At 60.5% G+C, this 18139-nt stretch carries 20 protein-coding genes and 1 tRNA gene; 13 read left to right on the forward strand and 8 right to left on the reverse strand.

The genetic code is table 11. The features are described 5' to 3' along the window. Nucleotides 1-64: 64 nt before the first annotated feature. Entirely contained in the window at nt 65-979 is a 915-nt protein-coding gene (locus J5274_RS01580) for a peptidylprolyl isomerase (protein WP_142824812.1), read from the reverse strand. A 245-nt stretch (nt 980-1224) separates the two neighbouring features. Here J5274_RS01580 and secA point away from each other — a divergent pair, with 245 nt between their 5' ends. The 3 genes from secA (at nt 1225) to J5274_RS01595 (ending at nt 6839) form a co-directional block, all read left to right on the forward strand. Further along, nucleotides 1225-3957: a preprotein translocase subunit SecA gene (gene secA, locus J5274_RS01585; protein ID WP_142824811.1), complete on the forward strand. Its 2733-nt coding sequence runs from the start codon at nt 1225-1227 to the stop codon at nt 3955-3957. A 192-nt stretch (nt 3958-4149) separates the two neighbouring features. Further along, complete coding sequence (locus J5274_RS01590) at nt 4150-5565, forward strand: lipopolysaccharide biosynthesis protein (protein ID WP_142824810.1); 1416 nt, start codon at nt 4150-4152, stop codon at nt 5563-5565. Continuing rightward, on the forward strand, nt 5565-6839 hold the full coding sequence (locus J5274_RS01595; RefSeq protein ID WP_374108255.1) for a GNAT family N-acetyltransferase: 1275 nt from the start codon (nt 5565-5567) through the stop codon (nt 6837-6839). The genes J5274_RS01590 and J5274_RS01595 overlap by 1 nt, the downstream gene beginning before the upstream one ends. A 27-nt stretch (nt 6840-6866) precedes the next feature. Here the strand turns inward: J5274_RS01595 and J5274_RS01600 are convergent, their stop codons facing one another. Then, complete coding sequence (locus tag J5274_RS01600; protein WP_142824809.1) at nt 6867-7244, reverse strand: nuclear transport factor 2 family protein; 378 nt, start codon at nt 7242-7244, stop codon at nt 6867-6869. Nucleotides 7245-7369: 125 nt separating this feature from the next. Here J5274_RS01600 and J5274_RS01605 point away from each other — a divergent pair, with 125 nt between their 5' ends. After that, nucleotides 7370-7831, forward strand: coding sequence for a MarR family winged helix-turn-helix transcriptional regulator (locus J5274_RS01605; RefSeq protein WP_142824808.1), 462 nt, complete (start codon nt 7370-7372; stop codon nt 7829-7831). Nucleotides 7832-7934: 103 nt separating this feature from the next. Here the strand turns inward: J5274_RS01605 and J5274_RS01610 are convergent, their stop codons facing one another. After that, nucleotides 7935-8363: a hypothetical protein gene (locus J5274_RS01610; protein WP_142824807.1), complete on the reverse strand. Its 429-nt coding sequence runs from the start codon at nt 8361-8363 to the stop codon at nt 7935-7937. A 348-nt stretch (nt 8364-8711) separates the two neighbouring features. On the opposite strand from J5274_RS01610, the gene J5274_RS01615 reads away from it, so the two are divergent. Together J5274_RS01615 and J5274_RS01620 are read left to right on the forward strand one after the other, a co-directional pair. Continuing rightward, nucleotides 8712-9692 (forward strand): aldo/keto reductase, encoded by a 981-nt coding sequence (locus tag J5274_RS01615; RefSeq protein ID WP_142824806.1) that lies wholly within the window; start codon nt 8712-8714, stop codon nt 9690-9692. 228 nt (nt 9693-9920) lie between these two features. Beyond that, a complete protein-coding gene (locus tag J5274_RS01620; protein ID WP_142828800.1) occupies nt 9921-10712 on the forward strand; it encodes a class I SAM-dependent methyltransferase in 792 nt (263 codons plus the stop codon). A 16-nt stretch (nt 10713-10728) separates the two neighbouring features. Here J5274_RS01620 and J5274_RS01625 read toward each other — a convergent pair whose 3' ends face one another. Next, entirely contained in the window at nt 10729-11298 is a 570-nt protein-coding gene (locus J5274_RS01625; protein ID WP_142824804.1) for a TetR/AcrR family transcriptional regulator, read from the reverse strand. A 187-nt stretch (nt 11299-11485) separates the two neighbouring features. Here J5274_RS01625 and J5274_RS01630 point away from each other — a divergent pair, with 187 nt between their 5' ends. From J5274_RS01630 to J5274_RS01645, 4 genes are all read left to right on the forward strand, one after another. Continuing rightward, entirely contained in the window at nt 11486-12784 is a 1299-nt protein-coding gene (locus J5274_RS01630; protein WP_142824803.1) for an MFS transporter, read from the forward strand. Between the two features lie 138 nt (nt 12785-12922). Next, nucleotides 12923-13007, forward strand: a tRNA-Leu gene (locus J5274_RS01635). Nucleotides 13008-13429: 422 nt separating this feature from the next. Then, nucleotides 13430-13771 (forward strand): hypothetical protein, encoded by a 342-nt coding sequence (locus tag J5274_RS01640; RefSeq protein WP_142824802.1) that lies wholly within the window; start codon nt 13430-13432, stop codon nt 13769-13771. Nucleotide 13772: 1 nt separating this feature from the next. Next, nucleotides 13773-14135 (forward strand): hypothetical protein, encoded by a 363-nt coding sequence (locus J5274_RS01645; RefSeq protein WP_142824801.1) that lies wholly within the window; start codon nt 13773-13775, stop codon nt 14133-14135. Between the two features lie 70 nt (nt 14136-14205). On the opposite strand, the gene J5274_RS01650 is transcribed toward J5274_RS01645, so the two are convergent. After that, nucleotides 14206-14439: a hypothetical protein gene (locus tag J5274_RS01650; RefSeq protein ID WP_142824800.1), complete on the reverse strand. Its 234-nt coding sequence runs from the start codon at nt 14437-14439 to the stop codon at nt 14206-14208. 445 nt (nt 14440-14884) lie between these two features. On the opposite strand from J5274_RS01650, the gene J5274_RS01655 reads away from it, so the two are divergent. After that, complete coding sequence (locus J5274_RS01655) at nt 14885-15139, forward strand: PilZ domain-containing protein (protein ID WP_224127895.1); 255 nt, start codon at nt 14885-14887, stop codon at nt 15137-15139. Nucleotides 15140-15161: 22 nt separating this feature from the next. Here the strand turns inward: J5274_RS01655 and J5274_RS01660 are convergent, their stop codons facing one another. Continuing rightward, nucleotides 15162-15437: a hypothetical protein gene (locus J5274_RS01660; RefSeq protein WP_142824798.1), complete on the reverse strand. Its 276-nt coding sequence runs from the start codon at nt 15435-15437 to the stop codon at nt 15162-15164. Between the two features lie 244 nt (nt 15438-15681). Here J5274_RS01660 and J5274_RS01665 point away from each other — a divergent pair, with 244 nt between their 5' ends. Beyond that, a complete protein-coding gene (locus J5274_RS01665) occupies nt 15682-16272 on the forward strand; it encodes a YqaA family protein (RefSeq protein ID WP_142824797.1) in 591 nt (196 codons plus the stop codon). A 19-nt stretch (nt 16273-16291) separates the two neighbouring features. Next, the gene (locus J5274_RS01670; protein ID WP_142824796.1) at nt 16292-16807 is read left to right on the forward strand and encodes a disulfide bond formation protein B; all 516 of its coding nucleotides are present in this window, start codon (nt 16292-16294) and stop codon (nt 16805-16807) included. A gap of 14 nt (nt 16808-16821) precedes the next feature. Here J5274_RS01670 and J5274_RS01675 read toward each other — a convergent pair whose 3' ends face one another. Continuing rightward, a complete protein-coding gene (locus J5274_RS01675) occupies nt 16822-17379 on the reverse strand; it encodes an HNH endonuclease (protein ID WP_111219936.1) in 558 nt (185 codons plus the stop codon). Nucleotides 17380-17490: 111 nt separating this feature from the next. Further along, nucleotides 17491-18135 (reverse strand): DNA-3-methyladenine glycosylase, encoded by a 645-nt coding sequence (locus J5274_RS01680; RefSeq protein ID WP_142824795.1) that lies wholly within the window; start codon nt 18133-18135, stop codon nt 17491-17493. Nucleotides 18136-18139: the final 4 nt, after the last annotated feature.

Here is an 18139-nt window from a genome sequence, read left to right on the forward strand (position 1 = left end):
AACCCACTTCCGCCTAAGCCATCAGGGCCCGGATGAACCGGGCCCCAATCGCATTATTGCTGTCTTACTGCTTCGGTGCCTCGGCGGCCGGCGCGTCAGGTGCATCGGGGGTGGCAGGCGCGGCATCCGGCTGCTGCTGCTGCTTGTCTGCATCGGCATAGGCCTTGGCCAGCGCCGGATCGGAGATCTCGACCTTGGAAGCTGCCTTGGCAGTCTTCAGCAGTTCGAGATACTTGTCACGCATGACCAGCTGCTTGACCTGGTCCTTGACCTGGTCGAACGGCGGAGGAGGCGCATCGCGCTTGTCTTCGACCTTGATGACGTGGAAGCCGAAATCGGTCTTCACAGGCGTCTTGGAATAGGTGCCGACCGGCATCGAGAAGGCTGCGTCGTCGAATTCCTTGACCATGCGGCCACGCTGGAAATAGCCGAGATCGCCGCCGTCCGACTTGTTCGGATCGGTCGACTTTTCCTTGGCGACTTCAGCGAAATCCTTACCGGCGTCGAGTTCCTTGATGACTTCCTTGGCCTCGTCCTCGGTCTTCACCAGGATGTGGCGGGCGTGCACTTCTTCCTGCTTCGGCAGGGCAGCAACTTCCTTGTCGTAGCGCGCCTTGACCTCAGCGTCCGTCACGACGTCAACGACGTGCTTCTTGAAGTAGGCATTGTGCAGTTCGCGGTCCTGGAGATAGGCCATGCGGGTCTTGAAGTCAGGAGTGTCCTGCAGCTTCTCGGCAAGCGCATCCTTGGCCAGAAGCTTGACGTCGATGGCGGCCGAAAGTGCGGCAACCTTCTTCTGGTCGTCTGGCAACTGGGCCAGCTGCGGGTCGAGGTTGGAGATGGCAAGATCGAGTTCGGACTGGTGGATCTCGAGGTCGCCTACCTTGGCAACGACGGCATCTGCAGCAAAGGCCGGGGCCTGGAAGGCAACGATCGCAGCAAAGGCGACAGCTGCAGCAAGTTTATGGTATCGCGACATGAAATTACCCTTTTGAAGTTCCCACCGGCTTCAGCATGCGCGAATCCGGCCTGAAAGTAGCCTTCACCATCAGAATGTGGCCTTTGTGTATCGGCCAATCCCGTTGACATCAATCGACCCCCCTCTTATCTGTCACGCAACCTTGCGTCCAGAACAGTTTCCGGCCGTTTCGGGTCAATCGGCCGATTTTTTCGGGACGGCGATTGCAGGAACGGCGGGATGTAAATTCAGAAAGGGCCAGTCATATGGTCAGCTTTGGTGGAATTGCCCGAAAGTTGTTTGGCTCGTCCAACGAGCGGCGTGTCCGCGTGTTCACGCCAAATGTTGCGGCGATCAATGCGCTCGAAGAGGGCATGCGCAAGCTGTCCGACGAAGAGCTTGCCGCCAAGACGGTGGAGTTCCGCCAACAACTCGCAAATGGCAAGACGCTCGATGATCTCCTCGTTCCGGCATTCGCCGTTGCCCGCGAAGCATCGCGCCGCGTGCTCGGCATGCGCCCGTTCGACGTCCAGCTGATCGGCGGCATGATCCTGCATTCCAACGCCATCGCCGAGATGAAGACGGGCGAAGGCAAGACGCTCGTCGGCACGTTGCCGGTCTATCTGAATGCGTTGCTCGGCAAGGGCGTGCATGTCGTCACCGTCAACGACTACCTCGCCCAGCGCGATAGCGCGACCATGGCGCGGCTCTACAGCTTCCTCGGCCTCACCACCGGCGTGATCGTTCACGGCATGTCGGATGAGGAACGCAAGGAAGCTTACGCCTGCGACATCACCTACGCCACCAACAACGAGCTCGGCTTCGACTATCTGCGCGACAACATGAAGTACGAGCGCGCCCAGATGGTCCAGCGCGAACACTATTACGCCATCGTCGACGAAGTCGACTCGATCCTGGTCGATGAAGCGCGCACCCCGCTGATCATCTCCGGACCGCTCGACGACCGCTCGGACCTCTACACCACCATCGACGCCTTCATTCCGCAGCTCTCCGAAGAAGACTACGAAATCGACGAGAAGCAGCGCTCGGCCAATTTCTCCGAAGTCGGCACAGAGAAGCTCGAAAATCTCCTCCGCGAAGCCGGCCTGCTGAAGGGCAATGCGCTTTACGACATCGAAAACGTGGCGATCGTCCACCACATCAACAATGCGCTGAAAGCCTACAAGCTGTTCAGCCGAGACAAGGACTACATCGTCCGCAACGACGAAGTCGTCATCATCGACGAGTTCACCGGCCGCATGATGCCGGGCCGCCGCTATTCGGACGGTCAGCACCAGGCGCTGGAAGCCAAGGAACGCGTCAAGATCCAGCCTGAAAACCAGACGCTGGCGCAGATCACCTTCCAGAACTATTTCCGCATGTACGACAAGCTCGCCGGCATGACCGGCACGGCGCAGACGGAAGCAGAGGAATTCGGCAACATCTACAATCTCGAAGTTATCGAAGTCCCGACCAACCTGCCGATCAAGCGCATCGACCAGGACGACGAGGTCTACCGGACGTTCGAGGAAAAGTTCAACGCCATCACCGCCGATATCATCGAGGCGCACAAGCGCGGCCAGCCGGTGCTGGTCGGCACGACGTCGATCGAGAAGTCGGAGCTGCTGGCCGAGCGGATGCGCAGCCAGGGCTTCACCCAGTTCCACATCCTCAACGCCCGTTACCATGAACAGGAAGCCTATATCGTCGCCCAGGCCGGCGTTCCCGGCGGCGTGACGATCGCTACCAACATGGCCGGCCGCGGCACCGACATCCAGCTCGGCGGCAACCTCGAGATGCGCGTCGAGCGCGAGCTTGGCGACATGGAGCCCGGCCCTGAAAAGGACGCCGCCATCCAGGCCATCGCCGAGGAGATCAAGGTCCTGAAGCAGAAGGCCATCGACGCCGGCGGCCTCTACGTCATCGCTACCGAACGCCACGAAAGCCGTCGCATCGACAACCAGCTGCGCGGTCGCTCTGGCCGCCAGGGCGACCCGGGCCGCTCGAAGTTCTACCTGTCGCTCCAGGACGACCTGATGCGCATCTTCGGCTCCGACCGGATGGACGGCATGCTACAGAAGCTCGGCCTCAAAGAGGGAGAGGCGATTGTCCACCCCTGGATCAACAAGGCCCTGGAACGCGCACAGAAGAAGGTCGAAGCCCGCAACTTCGACATCCGCAAGAACCTCCTGAAGTATGACGACGTGCTTAACGATCAGCGCAAGGTGATCTTCGAACAGCGCGTCGAACTGATGGAAGCGACGAATATCTCCGAAACCATCGCCGACATGCGCCACGAGGCCATCGAAGAGCTGGTTGCCAAGCACATCCCCGAGCGCGCCTATGCCGAGCAGTGGGACATGGCCGGCCTCAAGGTCGAGATTGCCAACCTGCTCGATCTGGACCTGCCCGTCGAGGAATGGGCCAAGGAAGAAGGTATTGGCGAGGACGACATCCGCGAACGCCTGATCGAGATCGCCGACAAGGCTGCTGCCGAAAAGGCGGAGCGCTTCGGCCCCGAGATCATGCACTACGTGGAACGCTCGATCATCCTGCAGACGCTGGATGGCCTGTGGCGCGAGCATATCGTCAATCTCGACCACCTGCGCTCGGTCGTCGGATTCCGCGGATATGCCCAGCGCGACCCGCTGCAGGAATACAAGTCGGAATCGTTCGAGCTTTTCCAGTCGCTTCTCAACAACCTGCGCCAGGCAGTCACGGCACAGCTGTCGCGCGTCGAGCTTGTACAGCAGCCACGCGAGCCGGAACCAATGCTGATGGAAGCCCATCACATCGACGCGACGACGGGAGAAGACGAATTTGCCCGCCTGCAGCCGCCGACAGACGTTGTCGTGCCACCTGAAAACCGCGATCCGGACAACCCTGCCACTTGGGGCCGCGTTGGCCGCAACGAGCTCTGCCCTTGCGGCTCCGGGCGCAAGTACAAGCATTGCCATGGCGCCTTCGAATCGCAGTCGGACGAGGCGACCATCGTCTGACACCGGAATGCCGCCCACGGGCGGCATTTTCATATCGAGGCAATTTCAATTCTAGCCACAACCTTTCCTTGCTTTCGCCCCATCCAAACCAACGCAATTGGGGAAAACGTCGACCTGTTGCACTGTTTCTTAACCCTGTCAGGGTGAGAATGATGATCGTCTAAAACGGTATCCCGAGTATTGCGTGTGATCATGCCTGTCGTTGAAACAGCAGAAAAAATGCTGCCTGTGGACGTGCGGACAAGATTGTCCTCGGCGCTCCAGCAGCTTGCTGCTGTTCTGTCCGGCCGTGGCGAAAAAGATGCCTCCCGCCGCATGGCGATGGTCGCCTTCATCATCCGCATTCTGAGCGCCGCGCTCGCCTTCGTCTCGCAGATCATCCTTGCCCGCATCATGGGCGAGTTCGAATACGGGATCTTCGTTTTTGTCTGGGTGCTGGTGGTGATCGCCGGCAACCTCTCTTGCATCGGCTTCCACACCGCTGTCATCCGCTTTCTCCCGCAGTACAAGGTCTCCGGCGACGATGCGCTGATCCGCGGCCTCACCAGCACGGCGCGCCGCTTTGCGCTGGCATCGGCCGGGGGATTGGCACTGGCCGGCATGATCGCGCTGTACTTCGGCGCCGGCTCGATTGCGCCCTATTACGCCATCCCGCTTTTCCTTGGATTGCTGATCATGCCGCTGATCGCGCTCGGCGACGTCCTCGACGGCACGTCGCGCGCCAATCACTGGCCCGTCATGGCGCTCAGCCCGACCTTCCTCATCCGCCCGACGCTGATCCTCGTCTTCATGGTCGGCGCCGTCCTTCTGGGTGCACCCCACAGCGCCGTGACGGCCGCCGAGGCAGCGCTCGCCGCCACCTTCGTTACCACGATCGGTCAATACCTCGCCGTCACCACCCGCCTGCGCCGCCATGTTCCGGCCGGCCCCCGGGAAATCCGCTTTTCGACATGGATGGCGGTGGCCTTTCCGATCTTCCTGATCGAGGGCGTCGGCTATCTCCTCACCAATTCCGATGTCATCGTCGTCGGCCTGTTCCTCGAGCCGGAGCAGGTCGCGATCTACTTTGCCGCAGCAAAGACAATGGCGCTGGTGCATTTCGTCTATTTCTCCGTCAAGGCCGCGGCCGGCCCCAGGTTTTCGGCGATCATCGCAGAGGGCGACAAGGCGAAGCTTGCCGCCTTTGCCACGCAGGCCACCCGCTGGGCATTCTGGCCGGCGCTGATCGTCGGTCTTTGTGTGCTGGCAGCCGGCAGCGAGTTGCTGTCGCTGTTCGGCGCTTCGTTTACGGCAGGCCAGGTCGTCATGGCGATCCTGCTCGCCGGTATTCTGGCCAAGGCGCTGGTCGGGCCCGGCGAGGTCCTTCTGATGATGGCAGGCCATCAACGCCTGTGTGCTGCGCTTTACGGCATTGCGCTGGCCGCAAATGTCTGTCTCAATGTGGGATTAATACCGCGCCTCGGAATCGAGGGCGCGGCCATCGCTACGGCCTCGGCCATGGGCGTCGAGGCTGTATTGCTGCATCTGGCGGTTCGCTGGAAGCTCGGTATCGTACTGTTCGCCTTTGCCCGATCAACCAGAACAATGATTGTGAAGGCATTCCCCTGATGGCGCGTCCCCCGCTCAACGATGTCACCGACGGCAAGGTAAATCCGATGATGCACGAGCTCGCCTCGCTGCACTTCGACAACCTGCCGCGCCCGGACGCCCGCACCGATGTTGGCCGCCCTGGCCGCGAACTATGTCTTTATCCGGCTAAGCTTGGCTACGACCTGCAGGACGAGCTCGATTTCCTCTCCAACCGCGCCATGGAGCCGAACGTCTTTTTCTCGGCCCGTTTCCTGGCGCCAGCCATGCCTCGCATCGATGAACGGCAGATCCGGATGGCGCTCATTCGCGACAACAAGGGCACGAGCAGCAGGATGCGCTTGCTCATGCCGTTTTCCGTCGACAAGCCGGGCTTTGCCGTCGGTCCGTCGATCATCCGCGTCTGGGCCAACAATTTCGGCCCACTCGGCACGCCGCTGGTGGATGGAGAAGAGGCGGCGGAGACGCTCGACAACCTGTTCGAAGGCCTGCTCCAGCACGCGCTGCAGCTGCCGACCACGCTGGTGCTGCCTGACGTCAGGCTGAACGGACCCTTTGTCCGCCTGGCGAAGGCGGTTGCCATCGGCCGCAACCTGCCGGTCACCGTTGCCAACGCCTATGAGCGTCCGATGCTGCAAAGCACCGAGGACGCGCTGGATTATCTGGCGGCGGCGATTTCACCCGCTCACTTGCGGGAAATGCGCCGTCAGTGGCGGCAACTCGAAAGCCTCGGCGAACTCGTCTACAACGTCGCCCGCCAACCGTCCGATATCCACCGTCGGATGGAAGAATTCATGGCCCTGGAAGCAGGCGGCTGGAAGGGCAAGAAGCGCAGCGCCATGGTGCTCGACCGCCACCACGCGGCCTTCGCCCGCGAGGCGATCTCCAATCTCGCTAGCGTCGACGCTGTCCGTATCCATACCATTGACCTCGACGGCAAGGCCATTGCCTCGATGATCGTGCTGATGATGGGCGGCGAGGCCTACACCTGGAAGACCGCGTTCGACGAAAGCTATGCACGCTATTCGCCCGGCAAGCTGCTGATGGGAGAACTCACCGAATTCCAGCTGGACGACCCCAACACCGTCCGCTCCGACTCCTGCGCCGTCGCCGATCATCCGATCATGAGCCGTTTCTGGCGGGAACGCGAAGAGATGGGCACGCTGGTCATCGGCCTCACCCAGAACAGCGACCGTGACGTCCGCCAAGCCGCCGCTCAATTGCACATGTATCGCAGCACCCGCAATATGGCCAAGGCCCTGCGCGACCGGATTTTGTCGCTGACACGGCGGTAGGCGGCGGGCGCGGCGGCGTCGTAAACCTCAAACATCGTCCTGAATATCGAAGCGGGTTACCTTGCCGCTTTCGATCCGGAAAATGTGCATTACAGTCTTGTCCCTGAGACCATGCGTTTGCCCCTGGAGCGGCTGGCCGTCGAGATCGAACACCGACTGGATCACCTCGACTGCAACGGCACCATTTTCCTGCTCCGAAAATTTCAAGGGCTCGACATGCGGGCTGACGACGGCCCATTGGGCTGTCCAATAGGCGCGCAGTCCCTCGTGACCGTGCACGTGGCCACCATCCATGCCGTTGGCCCAGGCAACGTCCCGGGCGAGCTTTCCAAGGACACCGTCAATATCCCGGGCGTTGAAACGATCGTAAAGGCCCCTGATCAGGTCGGCGTTGTTGTCTGACATCGTCATTTCCCCCGGGACGGTTTGAAGTGCTTGCCGGGCTCGTCAATCGATGTTGCCGACAGCCCACCGGAGAGATATATACGTGCATATATATATGGGTCAAGCAAGGTCGGGAAATGAGCGACATGGATGAAAACGTACTGTCGACGCCGGGGCATCTCATCGGTCTTGCGGCGCGCGCCTTCGCACGGCTGAGCGAAACGCGGCTGAAACCGCTCGGCTTCGGCGTCGGCCATTTGCCGGTGCTGGTGGCGCTGCGGGATGGCAAGGCGCAAACCCAGCGCGACCTCGCCCGCTTCGCCCGGATAGAACAACCGCCGATGGCGCAAATGCTGGCGCGCATGGAGCGCGACGGCCTGATCGAACGCACCCGCGACCCGGCGGACAGGCGGAGCAGCCATATCGTGCTGACGAGCGACGCGCAAAAACGGATGCCCGAGGCCATCGAGACGCTGTATCAGGGAAACCGCGAGGCGCTGGCCGGCTTCACCCCGGCAGAAACCGCACAATTCGTCCATCTGCTGACCCGGCTCATCGAAAACCTGAACCAAATCACCAACCACGAACCACCGTTGGGGATGTCGTAGGTTTGGGTTGAGGGTCGTGCCTTCAGAGCGCAAAAGCTTTCGCAGTCAAAAAGCGACGTCCGTCGGTACGACGAACCGAGCGAAAGTGCGCGACGAGACCTGCCTATTTGGACTGTTGCTTGTCGATGCATGAGACGATTGCAGGCCCCGCAGTCGTTGATCCCCGGGCGGTAAGAAGCTGTGGCTTGTCGCTTATCCCGTCGGAGATGGCGATCTGCTTCTTGGCTGCGGCAAAAGCCTTTACGAACTCCTTTGCCTGCTCACCTTTTATCTGCGTTTGGGAAATCGCTAGATTGTCTCCTACCGCGCCAACCTCGCCTTCAGCATCGAACAGAAACTTGCCATCGAATGCGAATTTCAAAGTTGGCTTGAAGGCCTCAAGTCGAGCATCGAACGTGAAACCGGGAATGGATCGGATGGTCAGCCCTTCTTTCGCACTGTCACAGAGCAACATGACGCCGGATCGAAACGACGTCATGAATCCTACTGACACGCTGTCGCCACCGGAAAATAGATCGGCCTCCTTGTCCACCGACCACTCCCGGAAGCCGGCTTGGCTTACACCCACCGAAGCCAAAAATACAACTCCAGCAATACAGCATAGCTTATACACTTTATTCCCCCGAATTATGCGTTTGTTCAGCGGTGTTCGATCCAAGATAAAAAATCAATCTTTAATTTAAAAGAATTGCAGATGCTTCCAGGGAGAGAATTTTTGAGCGTCTTGACCGAACCTATTGATGCTGGCTTGGAGCTGGATCCATGTCGTCAATTCTGCGTGACACCCCTATCCCCCGCCAGCCCTGCGGCCTAGCTTCTGCAGCAACGTCGGCCTGCCGCCAGATCGTCGGGCCCGTACAAGCACCGCAGGAGCAAAGCCATGGACTATGTCAAATTCGGCCCGACCGGCCTCGAGGTGTCGCGCATCTGTCTCGGCTGCATGACCTATGGGGAGCCGGACCGGGGCAACCATGCGTGGACGATGAGCGAGGAGGCGAGCCGCCCGCTGCTGCGCCAGGCCGTCGAGCTCGGGATCAATTTCTGGGATACGGCCAACGCCTATTCGGACGGCAGTTCGGAAGAGATTGTCGGACGCGCGATCAAGGATTTCTCCCGGCGCGAGGACATCGTGCTGGCGACAAAGGTGTTCAACCGCATGCGTCCGGGCCCGAACGGCGCCGGCCTGTCGCGCAAGGCGATCTTCGACGAGATCGACAACAGCCTGCGCCGGCTCGGCACCGATTATGTCGATCTCTACCAGATCCACCGTTTCGACCATGCCACGCCCATCGAGGAAACGCTGGAGGCGCTGCACGATGTGGTGAAGGCCGGCAAGGCCCGTTATATCGGCGCCTCCTCGATGCACGCCTGGGAATTCGCCAAGGCGGTATACACCTCGCGGCTGCACGGCTGGACCCAGTTTGTCAGCATGCAGGATCACCTCAACCTGCTCTACCGCGAGGAGGAGCGCGAGATGCTGCCCTTCTGCGAGGACCAGAAGATCGCCGTCATCCCCTGGAGCCCGCTGGCGCGCGGCCGCCTCACCCGCGACTGGAACGAGAGCACGTCCCGCCAGGAGAGCGACCAGTTCGGCAAGACGCTCTATAACCAGGCGGTCGAGAGCGACAGGCAGATCATCGATGCCGTCGGCGCACTCGCCAAGGCACGCGGCGTCTCCCGCGCCCAGATCGGCATCGCCTGGATCGCCCAGAAGAGCGCAGTCACCGCGCCCATCGTCGGCGCATCCAAACCGCACCATCTGACCGACGCCGTGGCCGCCCTTTCGGTGAAGCTGACGGCAGAAGAAGTCGCCACACTGGAGGCCCCATATGTGCCGCGCGGTATTGCCGGGTTCGCCTGAGATATCTTCGAGAGGGCCGCGCTTGCTCCTGCGTCGGCTTCGCTGGCAATTTCCAACACGGGTAGATGGGATGAACGCGGCATGGCAAGAAAATCATTGGCTTAGCCCGAGGTAAGGTCTCTCCGGCAAAGGCCACCTGCCCGCTCGAGGGCAGATGTCATGAAACGCCAGATGGCGATCGGCTATAGTGGATCGTCACGTCCTGTCCCGGCATCCGAGGATCTCCCCATGTCCACCGTCCCCTTCGAGGCCCGCCGCTTCCAGTCCACGGCCGAGTATTACCTGCGCTACCGCGTTCCCTATCCGGACACGCTGATTGCCCGCGTCGCCAACCGTTGCGGCCTGCAGATCGGAGATCCGCTGCTCGATCTAGGCTGCGGACCGGCCCAGCTCGGCATCGCCTTTGCTCGCCTGGGCGCCAGGGTGACGGCGATGGATCCGGAGCCGGAGATGCTGTGTGCCGCGACAGAAGGCGCCCGGGAAGCCGGCGTCGAGATGACCGTGCAGCAGGGCTCTTCCTACGACCTCGGCCCGGATATCGGTCCCCTCAAGCTTGCGGTGATGGGCCGCTCCTTCCACTGGATGGATCGGCCTGCGACGCTGGGAGCGCTCGACCGGCTGATCGTGCCGGGCGGCGCGGTCGTGCTGTTCCACGCCACCCATCTTGCCATGGTCCCGGACGGACGCAAGATCATCCAGCAGCTTGCCGAAAAATTCTCGCCGGAGCGCAGCGCCGACAGCGCCATCCGGCAGAGCAGCGAATGGCCGCGGCACGAGAGCATCCTGCTCCGCTCCACCTTCAACAATCTCGAGAGCATCGGTATCATCCGCGAGCGCCACATCGGCATCGACGATCTCGTCGGCCGCGCTCTTTCCATGTCCACCACCTCGCCCCAGGCGCTTGGCGAAGACGCTGCTGCCTTCGAGGCAGCCGCGCGTACCGCGCTGACGGAGGCTGCACCCGATGGCAAATTTACCGAGATCGTCGAATCGACCGCCCTGCTCGCCTTTCGCGATTGACCGACAAGAGCAAAAACTAGACCTGTTGGCGAGCTAGCTGGCGATGGGTAGCCGCCAGAAACTCGTCGGCCATCGCCGCGTCCTCCATGGTGCGCGCCAGGATGACCGCACCCATCATCGCTGCAAGCGTGGCCAGCGCGTTGGCGCGACGCGCCTCGGGCGTCTCGCCGGCAACGATCTCGGCCAGCACATCGACCAGGTCCGTCAGTCCGCCTGAAAAGGTCGATTGCAGGCCGGCGCCCTGGCGGCTGACCTCCTGCGTCAGCGAGGCGAAGACGCAGGCGCGGCTCTGCAGATTGCGGCGCGACAGGTAATGCTGCAGCAGAACCTCCAGCGGATCGCCCTCGGCTGTCTCGACGATCTGCCGCCAGCGATCCCGGGTCTTTTCGACCAGTATCTTGCTTGCCTCTAAGGCCAGCTTCTCCTTCGATTCGAAGTGCCCGTAGAAACCGCCATGGGTGAGCCCCGCTGTCTTCATGATGTCGGCAACGCCGATCCCGTCGAAACCCTTCTCGCGAAACAGGTCGCAGGCAGCCTCCAGGATCAACGCCCGGTTTTCAGCAAATTTTTCGCGGCTCACGCGCATCGGCCTGCCTCTTCGAAATCGTTGCTTGACAATTTACATGACGACCATCATCAATGCAAGATACATGATGCCCGTCATGTAAAGGACAGGTCGCAGGCTTGCTGGACTTTGCCTCGGAGACGGGTGAATAGTCGCAGACACGGTCGCGCCGCAAACGCTCCGACCACCCGATCACTGGAACAGTCCCATGGTGTCCACTGCCCTAGCCTCGACGCTTGCACGCCGCAACATCCACTACGGATGGGTGGTGGTGGGTGCCACTTTCCTCACCATGCTGGTGACCGCCGGCGCCATGGGCGCACCGGGCGTACTCATCAAGCCGCTGCAGGACGAATTCGGCTGGAGCACATCGTCGATTTCCTCGGCGCTGGCCATCCGCCTTCTGCTATTCGGGCTGATGGGGCCCTTTGCCGCTGCCTTCATGAACCGCTTCGGCGTGCGCAACGTCATCATTTTCGCGCTCGTCACCGTGGCCATCGGCTTCATCGGCTCGCTCTACATGACGCAACTCTGGCAGCTGCTGCTGTTCTGGGGGATCATCGTCGGCTTTGGCACGGGGCTGACGGCGATGGTGCTGGCCGCCACGGTCTCGGCCCGCTGGTTCAGCAAAAATCGCGGCCTCGTGGTCGGCATGCTGTCGGCGAGCTCTGCCACCGGCCAGCTGGTCTTCCTGCCGCTGATGGCGGAGCTGACCCAGCGCTACGGCTGGCGCACCACCGTTGTCTTCGTCTGCACCATGCTGGCCGTCGCGGCCCTGGTCGTCATGGCGCTGATGCGCGACCGCCCGGCCGACCTCGGCCTGCCGGTCTTCGGCGAGGAAACAGTGACGCCCGTACCGAAGATCGACAAGAGCCTTGCTGCCATGCTGATGTCGCCGCTGCTGGTCCTGAAGGAGGTCTCGCGGAGCTCAACCTTCTGGATCCTGTTCACCACCTTCTTCATCTGCGGGCTGAGCACCAACGGGCTGATCCAGACGCATTTCGTCACCCTCTGCGGCGATTACGGCATCCTGCCTGTCGCAGCCGCCAGCGTGCTGGCCGTCATGGGCATTTTCGATTTCTTCGGCACGATCGGCTCGGGCTGGCTGTCCGACCGCTTCGACAATCGCTGGCTGCTGTTCTGGTACTACGGCCTGCGCGGCCTCGCCCTGCTGTTCCTGCCGTTCAGCCAGTTCGGTTTCTACGGCCTGTCGATCTTCGCCGTCTTCTACGGGCTGGACTGGATCGCCACTGTGCCGCCGACGGTCAAGATCGCCGCCGACCGCTTTGGCCCGGAAAAGGCCGGCATGGTGTTCGGCTGGGTTTTCACCGGCCACCAGCTGGGTGCTGCCACTGCCGCCTTCGGCGCCGGCCTGTCGCGCACCGAGCTCGACAGCTACCTGCCGGCATTCTTCGTCGCCGGCGCCTTCTGCCTGCTGGCCGCGATCCTGGCAATCACGCTAAGCAAACCCGGCATCACGCTTCGCCGCACAGCCACCGCCCACTGACACACACGAACCAACGTTTGCCCGGGCCCGCAAGGCCTGCCTGCAAACGCCCACCGACGGAAATTGCCGACGAGCCCCCGCGCCGTCTTGCGCCTGCGCCCACTCGCATGTTAGACACCCGCCTCGTCGGTATCCGTTGCCCCATTGGCGGAATTGGTAGACGCGCTCGACTCAAAATCGAGTTTCGCAAGAAGTGCTGGTTCGACTCCGGCATGGGGCACCACCACTGTTTTTTGACGTTGAAAGATTGACTTTTTTGGCACTAAACGTCCAGAAGACTTGCCCTGCACCAAAAAAGCTGGACACTTTTCTTCAGCCTGTGATCCTCAGCCTTCCTGATTTTATCTATTGAGACCCCCCATGGCACCGTCTGCAGGCCGTCTCTGATTGGCGGCGCCGTGTATCTGTTGACTTCCTTCGACGTCGTATGGCCCGTAATCGACATGATTTGGCGTTCCGATTGGATGGACAATGACGGAGCGGACAGGGCTCAAAAAATACGCCCGTCCTACAGAGGTCGGTTTTGACGAAGCGTTTGCCCATCGGGGCTCTAGGTCTTTATCTAAATTGCCACCTCTACCTAAAGAAGAACTTGCCTTTAAACACTATCGCGATATGAGTGGTAAATATTAACGGTTGATGCATATGTTCCAAGTTTTCAATAATGCTTCTAAGGCGCAAACAACTGGAAGTGCATTGGCGCCCATATTGTGGGCCATAGCAACCTTTGGAGCTTTGGCAACCGCCTTATATGTCGCCATGGCTGGATTAGCGGCCCATGTCGCGTTGGCTGCAACGATCGCAGTGCTGGGCTATTTCATTTATGTTTACAACTTCCTGCTCCACAACGACCGCGACCGAATTCATTCGGAGGCTCACATACAGAATATGCGAACGATCGATGGCAAGTTGATGGGAGACGACCAAAGATCTATAACGACTGTCGGGAACATGCCGCTGGGTAATCCTAATCTACTGGAGCATTAATATGACCATTGATGAAGACAATGGTATCAATTGTCATATGATTTACGGCCTGTACGAAAACGTAAACGTGGCTGGGTTTCAGAGATATTTACTAGATAGCGTCGATATATTGTCTTATTGGAATCATGTTCCGCTTATTTACTTTGTAAAAACTAAACTGGACACGAATGAGCTTACAGTAAAATTACAGGATTTCTTTAATAAGAACCTGTTTGTTGTAGCCGAAATCGACCCTATGAGCATCAGCGGCTGGCTGCCTATGCATTCGTGGGATTGGTTCAGGACGCCTGCACCACTCTACAAGCTACCATCCAACAAGCTGACGTATGGACAACTGCTATCTGGCATCGAAAATAACTCTTGATGCAACGTGTTTTGAAGCATTCTCTGGAGCGTCTGAGCATTTCAAGTATGACGGCTATTCGTGAGCCGGGCTACAGTTCTTCTCGCGAGGCTTCGTCATGAATGTAGCTTGTGAAAGGCGAAAATTGCAACTCTTCAAGCCGATACCTGGGCTGCAAGCTCACCTTCAGATTGAATTTGATTTGCCATCGCTTAGCTGAATTTTGATCGAAACCACTAAAAGCGACCTGCATGGGGCGCGACCACGCCGTATAGCGCTGAAAACTTGTTGAATTTCCAGCAATGCTCGCCACATCACCTGACAAACGTCATTTCCATATTGATAGAACTGCATGACCGAGAGATGTTTGTTGTCGACGGTGGGCTGATCTTGCTGTAACGCCGCCGCATGCTCCGAACAGTCATTATGTATTATTTGATCTCTTGTCTCAGTGCTGCAGCATTTGGAGGGCTGGCTTATTATCTGTACCTTAAGGGTGCCGATAATTATCGCACCTCGATCGACGAACCCGTCAATACGAAGCCTGTCGCAAAAAAAGGCGACCGCCTGAAGCCATCGGATGTAGTGCCGCCGGGCCGGCCGGGTTTGTAGGCAGCACTGGAAAGAATTCGGTTGGCACGTATCGAACCCCAACCTCTCCCCCCACCCTACAATTTTTGCCTTACGACAACTTGCAGCGTCGGCTTTCATAAAGCTTCAATCTTTCCGTCTGCTAATGAAGGAACGACCACGGCTTCAGGATGTTCGTCTTGCAAAATCGAGAGCACGTTCGATCACGGTCTTTCCTCGGGGCGAAAATTGTTCTGGAGGGCGGCTATTCCGTCTTCGATTGCATCGTCAGGGACATTTCGCCGGCGGGTGCGCGGTTGAAGGTGCAGAACGCCATCTCCATACCGGATACCTTCACACTGCTGCTGTCCGATGGACGCAGCTTCGATGCTACCGTCAAATGGCGTCGCATCGATTCCGTCGGCGTCAGCTTCCCGGTGCCCGACATCGCATAAACAGACAAATCCAACCCCCACCTCAGCCCAGCGGCCAGTAGACGTCCGAGCGAAAATCGTCGGGAATGCGCTCGAGCCGGGCCAGCGTTTCTGCGGCATAGGCGATCTGCATCTGGAGATAGCGCAGCGCCTTTGGCATTGCGGCGCCCGTGGCGAATTCGCGGATGCGCCACGTGTCATAGCCGGCCATTCCGATGCGCCGCATGGCTTCGGCATGAACATCGGCGGCAGTCGGCCGCACGGTCGGTGCCGTCAGCCGCGCTGCATTCCTGCCACCCTCGATCACCAGAAGCTTCATGGCTTGCTCCACAGATTCGCGTTAAAACGAGTGTGCGCCGTAACAGTCGATTTGCAATGCAGCAGACACGAAGCTGCCGCCCGCTGCAGCGCGATTGGGTCCGGCGTGACAAGTTTGCGACAGCGCCGGTGCTCAGCGCCATCACGAAATTTTGCACAGGGCAGGTAGAAGCCGGCGCCGGCGCCATTTACAGCCCCGGTCGAGCCCCCTAAAGCTCTTGCACTGCAACCGGGAAAGGGAACGCATGCTGCGCAGACTGTACGACTGGACCATGTCGCTCGCCGGCCGGCCCTCGGCCGAAATCTGGCTCGCAGTCATCGCCTTCGTCGAAAGCTCGGTGTTTCTGGTGCCGGCCGACGTGATGCTGCTGCCGATGACGCTCGCCAAACCCCACCGCGCCTATCGCTACGCGCTGATTGCCACCGTCGCCTCGGTGCTCGGCGGCATCGCCGGCTGGGCCATCGGCTATTACGCCTTCGAGACCGTCGCCAAGCCGATCCTCGAATTCTACGGCAAGCTCGAAGCCTTCGACAAGCTGCGCAACGGCATCACCTACGAGACCGTCGTCCTCCTGCTGGTGACCTCGGGCCTCGCCCATCTGCCGCCGATCAAGGTGGTGACCATCCTGTCGGGCGTTGCCAACATCAATCTCGGCCTGTTCATCATCTCCGCCATCGTTGCCCGTGGCGCCCGGTTCTTCTTTCTCGCCTGGCTGCTGCAGCGCTACGGCGAACCGATCCGCCATTTCATCGAAAAACGCCTGGGCCTGATTGCCGGCGCCGTCGCGGCGGTGCTGATCCTGCTCTATATCGCCCTGCATTTCCTGACGCACTGAACGACCCCGGAGCCATACAATGACCGAGACGATCAACCCCGCCCGCCCCGCCTTCGGTTACGCCGCGCTTCTGGCACTCGGCATGTCGGCCACCGTCGGCTCGGCGCTCGGCTTCCAGTATATCGGCGGCTACACCCCTTGCGAACTCTGCCTGATGCAGCGCCTGCCCTACTACTACGGCATCCCTGTCGCCATTCTCGCAGCGCTGAGCGCACTGTTCGGCATGCCCGCCTGGCTCACCCGCGCGCTGCTTGCCGTGGCCGGCATCATGATGCTGGTGGGCGGCGGCATGGGCGTCTATCACGCCGGTGTCGAATGGAATTTCTGGGAAGGGCCGTCTTCCTGCACAGGGCCGGCCTTCTCGTCAACGACGCCTGCCAGCGGTGGCGTGCTCGGCAGCCTCAACAAGGTGCATGGTCCGTCGTGCTCGGTGGCTGCGCTGCGCGTGCTTGGTCTTTCCATGGCCGGCTGGAATGTCATTGCCAGCCTCATCCTCGCTGCCATCGCCGTTGCCGGCTTCCGCAAGGCGGCGTGAGCAAACCGCAGCCATCAGGGCTGCAGTTCGGTATCCCAGTAGAGATAGTCGAGCCAGCTTTCGTGCAGATAGTTCGGCGGAAACAACCGACCGTTATTGTGCAGGTCTTGCACGGTCGGCTGGTACGGCTTCTGCGCCGGGAACATCTGTGCCTGCTTCGGCAGCTTGCTTCCCTTGCGCAGATTGCAGGGCGAGCAGGCGGCAACGACATTCTGCCACGTGGTCTCGCCGCCATGGGCGCGCGGGATGACGTGATCGAAGGTCAGGTCGTCATGGGCGCCGCAATACTGGCATTCGAAGCGATCGCGCAGGAAAACGTTGAAGCGCGTAAAGGCCGGATTGCGGGATGGCTGGACATAGCTCTTCAGGCAAACGACGCTGGGCAGGCGCATGGAGAAGCTCGGCGAAGAGACCGAGTGGTCGTATTCCGCAATGATATTCACGCGGTCTAGGAAGACGGCCTTGATCGCGTCCTGCCAGGACCACAACGACAAGGGATAATAACTCAGTGGCCGGTAGTCAGCGTTCAGGACGAGCGCCGGCAAGGCCTGGGGCGAAACTGCAATCGTCAAGGAAATCCTCCCGGTCGATTCATCTGCAGCACCATATTAGGCCTGTTGTTACAGGAATGTGAAGTCCAATAAATTCAGTGCAGAGCAGCATTTTTGGCATCCGTCAGCCGATCATCCGACGGGCAGAGCGACACGCGCCGTGCGAACCGCGTAAAATGCCCAAAAAAGCCGTGCCGCCACCGACCGCCACGGTGCCCACGCCGTCGCCAGCACAACCACCTGCCTGGCCGACGGGCGCGCTTCCATCCCGAAAGCCATGCCGACTGCTGCCTGCAGCGCGACGTCGCCCGCTGGAAACAGGTCGGCATGTCCGCAGCAGAACATCAGGTAGACCTCCGCCGTCCAAGGGCCGATACCCTTCACCGCTATCAACCTGGAAAGCCCCTCTTCCGGGCTTTTCGAACCGAGATCCATGAGGTCGAGTCGGCCCTCCGCCACCGCTGTTGCCACTCGCGACAACGTCTCGGCCTTGCCGCGCGACAGGCCGAACGCGCGCCAGGCATCGGGCGCCAGTGACACATAGGCCTCGGCGGGCGGTGGCCCTGCGGCCGCACACATCCTGGCCCAGATCGCTTCGGCGCTCGCCCGCGACACCGCCTGCGAGACGATGACATACGCCAGTCCGGCAAAACCGGGTTCACTCAGCCGCAACGGCAGAGTGCCGCACAGTGCGGCGATCGGGCGCAGGCGCGGGTCGCTCTCGAGCAGCGCTTCGAGCCCCTCCGCGATGTCGTCGGCGTCGCGGATAATACGCATTGCG

The organism is Rhizobium sp. L51/94, from assembly GCF_019355555.1.
Taxonomy (GTDB): domain Bacteria; phylum Pseudomonadota; class Alphaproteobacteria; order Rhizobiales; family Rhizobiaceae; genus Rhizobium; species Rhizobium rhododendri.

Coding starts and splice junctions, on each gene's coding strand:
- J5274_RS01665 (WP_142824797.1), top strand. CDS start 15,682: ATGCTGCGCAGACTGTACGACTGGACCATGTCGCTCGCCGGCCGGCCC.
- J5274_RS01590 (WP_142824810.1), top strand. CDS start 4,150: ATGCCTGTCGTTGAAACAGCAGAAAAAATGCTGCCTGTGGACGTGCGG.
- J5274_RS01600 (WP_142824809.1), bottom strand. CDS start 7,244: ATGTCAGACAACAACGCCGACCTGATCAGGGGCCTTTACGATCGTTTC.
- J5274_RS01605 (WP_142824808.1), top strand. CDS start 7,370: ATGGATGAAAACGTACTGTCGACGCCGGGGCATCTCATCGGTCTTGCG.
- J5274_RS01615 (WP_142824806.1), top strand. CDS start 8,712: ATGGACTATGTCAAATTCGGCCCGACCGGCCTCGAGGTGTCGCGCATC.
- J5274_RS01640 (WP_142824802.1), top strand. CDS start 13,430: ATGTTCCAAGTTTTCAATAATGCTTCTAAGGCGCAAACAACTGGAAGT.
- J5274_RS01660 (WP_142824798.1), bottom strand. CDS start 15,437: ATGAAGCTTCTGGTGATCGAGGGTGGCAGGAATGCAGCGCGGCTGACG.
- secA (WP_142824811.1), top strand. CDS start 1,225: ATGGTCAGCTTTGGTGGAATTGCCCGAAAGTTGTTTGGCTCGTCCAAC.
- J5274_RS01625 (WP_142824804.1), bottom strand. CDS start 11,298: ATGCGCGTGAGCCGCGAAAAATTTGCTGAAAACCGGGCGTTGATCCTG.
- J5274_RS01645 (WP_142824801.1), top strand. CDS start 13,773: ATGACCATTGATGAAGACAATGGTATCAATTGTCATATGATTTACGGC.
- J5274_RS01680 (WP_142824795.1), bottom strand. CDS start 18,135: ATGCGTATTATCCGCGACGCCGACGACATCGCGGAGGGGCTCGAAGCG.
- J5274_RS01595 (WP_374108255.1), top strand. CDS start 5,565: ATGGCGCGTCCCCCGCTCAACGATGTCACCGACGGCAAGGTAAATCCG.
- J5274_RS01670 (WP_142824796.1), top strand. CDS start 16,292: ATGACCGAGACGATCAACCCCGCCCGCCCCGCCTTCGGTTACGCCGCG.
- J5274_RS01630 (WP_142824803.1), top strand. CDS start 11,486: ATGGTGTCCACTGCCCTAGCCTCGACGCTTGCACGCCGCAACATCCAC.
- J5274_RS01620 (WP_142828800.1), top strand. CDS start 9,921: ATGTCCACCGTCCCCTTCGAGGCCCGCCGCTTCCAGTCCACGGCCGAG.
- J5274_RS01580 (WP_142824812.1), bottom strand. CDS start 979: ATGTCGCGATACCATAAACTTGCTGCAGCTGTCGCCTTTGCTGCGATC.